The sequence below is a fragment of the Actinomycetota bacterium genome (genome assembly GCA_041658565.1).
Taxonomy (GTDB): Bacteria; Actinomycetota; AC-67; order AC-67; family AC-67; genus JBAZZY01.
In genome coordinates this window covers 1-2,689 of sequence record JBAZZY010000094.1, presented here as the reverse complement: position 1 = coordinate 2,689, position 2,689 = coordinate 1, and the positions used below count along the sequence as shown (strand labels likewise).

At 61.7% G+C, this 2,689-nt stretch carries 3 protein-coding genes; all 3 read left to right on the top strand.

Translation table 11 applies throughout. From position 1 onward, the window contains the following. The first annotated feature begins 423 nt into the window (after window positions 1-423). A complete protein-coding gene (locus tag WDA27_15315; protein ID MFA5892294.1) occupies window positions 424-1,221 on the top strand; it encodes an aminoglycoside adenylyltransferase family protein in 798 nt (265 codons plus the stop codon). A gap of 301 nt (window positions 1,222-1,522) precedes the next feature. Continuing rightward, on the top strand, window positions 1,523-2,029 hold the full coding sequence (locus WDA27_15310) for an OsmC family protein (protein MFA5892293.1): 507 nt from the start codon (window positions 1,523-1,525) through the stop codon (window positions 2,027-2,029). Window positions 2,030-2,538: 509 nt separating this feature from the next. Then, on the top strand, window positions 2,539-2,689 hold a 151-nt coding region (locus WDA27_15305; GenBank protein ID MFA5892292.1), incomplete at its 3' end, for a biotin transporter BioY.

Genomic DNA, 2,689 nt, shown 5'->3' with positions numbered 1-2,689 from the left:
GTGGGCATCACAACCGATCGTATAATCTGAATGCAACATGTTGCACCTCCTGTGCACTGACTAGGATCTCGACAATCCCAGTGTAGCGGGAGGTGCAGCGCTTTCATGCAATCAACTCGCTGAAGCCGACTCGGCGGGCGTGCGTAGAGGTTGGCACCCGCTGCCCGTCGGCGAGGGCTATCGAGAGGTCGATATGCCCATCCCGCCGAGTCGGCGTGGTGGTTGTCTTAGTCGCCGGCGGGGGCTACAGTGTGTCTAGCGTTGCCAGCTTCCGCCGAGCGGCTAAGCTCGAGGCCGTTCGGCGGCCATCACCGGGACTCGCCGCACGCAGGTGCGCGCGACGGTAACACCCATGGTAGCTTTGCTAGGGAACCACTATTACTCCAGGTCCGCGCGAGTGGCTGGAAGGAGCGTCGCTCTCAGGTGCTCAAAGCCGCTGACCAGCATCTGATTGATCGTGCCTTGGGCCTCGTCCGCTCCGTACTCGATTCGGATGCAGTCGCCGCCTACTTGTTCGGGTCGGCAGTACTCGGCGGCCTGCAACCAGAGAGCGACCTCGACGTGCTCGTGGTGTCGAAGCGGCGGACGACGCGCACGGAGAAGCAGCGTCTCGTCCGTGGTCTCCTCGCCGCGTCGGGACAGATGACGCCGGAAGGGATGTGGCGGCGCATCGAGTTGACGATCGTGGTCGAGCGCGACGTCAAGCCGTGGCGCTATCCGGCGAGCTTCGACTTCCAGTACGGAGACTGGCTGCGGAGTGAATTCGAGAGCGGCAACGTCGAGCCGTGGCAGACGACCGTGAACCCTGATCTAGCTACGCTGATCACGATGGTCATGCTGGCGAATTCGCCCCTTCTCGGTCCGCCTCCCGCTGAGATCTTCGATCCCGTGCCTAACGACGACCTTCTCAGGGCGATGGTAAGCGACATCGACAGGCTGCGAGGCGATATCGAGTCCGACACACGGAATGTGATTCTGACGCTCGCTCGCATCTGGAGCACGGTCGCGACGGGCGTCATTCGGTCGAAGGGCGCCGCAGCAGACTGGGCGCTCGACCGGCTGCCCGAGACACACCGTCCGGTTCTCGCTCGTGCACGTGCGATCTACGTTGGCGAACAAGCCGAACGATGGGACGACCTCGAGGGTCACATTGGCCCTCACAGCGATTATGTCGTCGCCGAGATCAGACGCCTTGACCGCACGACGTCCGAACACCTCTGACCACGTCTGCTCTCTGAATGGCCGCTACGGCCGTCTGCGTTTCACTTCCGCGACCTCGGCACAGCTAGTCTCGTTTCTTGGGTAGCACCTGTGTATTCTGGCCGCCGAACAACTCGCTGAAGCTGACCCGGCGGGCTGGGCATTCGGGGCTGCTTGTCTTGCCCGCCGTCATGCCCTAGAGTCCAGGGGCCGTTGCCCACTTCCGCCGGGCAGCTTAGCTCGAAGCCGTTAGGCCGCTCATGAACGCAGTGCCGCGGGCCAGCAGTGGCATCACACGTCACGACTCGCTGAAGGAGCAGACATGAACGAAGAAATCGAACTCAACGGCGTTAATGTGACCGAAATGCTGCGATTCAAAGATATGGTCGTGCAAGACTTCACGAAAGCAGATCGCAATCCTGCACTGGTCGCAAATTGGGTCGGGGGCTCGCGTTCACGGGTTGAGTTCAAGAATAAGGTCGTCCACATGGGCGGCGATGACGACCTCAACCCGATGCAGATGTTCCTCGCGACGCTGGCCGCGTGCGACGTGGACTTGGTGGCAATGCACGCCTCATTCCTCGGCCTCAAGATCGAGAGCCTCTCAGTGGAAGCCACCGGGCATTTCAACGTGCAGTCGTACTTGGGTTTGGACGGTGCGCAAGGGTCTGGATACGACGCGATTGCCTACACTGTGCGTCTCTCCGCGCCAGGCATAACAACTGAGCAGGTTGCTCACTTGCGCGAGCGATGTGAGCGGTCATCACCTGTGGGCGACTCACTGAGACGTGTGATTCCATTGAAGTTGGAGTTCGAGGCGAACAGGTAGGCGAGTAGTTGGGGGTGACCATCGTTTCTGGAGCAACGGACGGCCCAACACTGGCGTTGCAGCCGATTTGCTCTGACACAGCTCGGATCGCGCTGCCGATCCACAGTCCGCGGGCGGCGATAGGCAAAGGGTGCTTTGAGAGAGCGGAAGGCGAATCTCGCGTGGCTTCCCCAGTCGAGGAGAAAGCGCTTCCTTCCAGCTGAACATGGCGTTTGCTCGATCGCCGGCACTGGGGCGCAGCTCTCCTCCACAAGTAACGCTTCGCCGCCATGTGAAATCCAGCACCACAGAGGTGGCACACGTCCGTAGACTGGCGATGGTGCACATCTTGCGAGCGGCCTAACAACTCGCTGAAGCCCTGGAAGGTCACCAGGATCTACGACTGACCCGGCGGGCCGGGCAGCGGGTGATGCTTGCTCCGCCTGCCGGCCAGCTTAGCTGGAGGCCGTTAGGGGGCATTGTCTAGAGAGGTGTCAGTCATGGACAGTGTCGGTACGCGTCAGAGTGTGATGATCGACGCCGTTTGGCCCGCGGCAGGAGGGTGGCGGGATGTGGCCCTCATCCTCGGAGGCAGCCTCCTGATCGCACTGGCGGCTCAGGTCCAAGTCCTCCTTCCCTTCTCCCCCGTCCCCCTCACTGCTCAGACGTTCGCCGTGCTCC

What these genes read in the sequence shown, in the direction of transcription:
- WDA27_15310 (MFA5892293.1), top strand. Translation starts at nt 1,523, where the DNA reads ATGAACGAAGAAATCGAACTCAACGGCGTTAATGTGACCGAAATGCTG.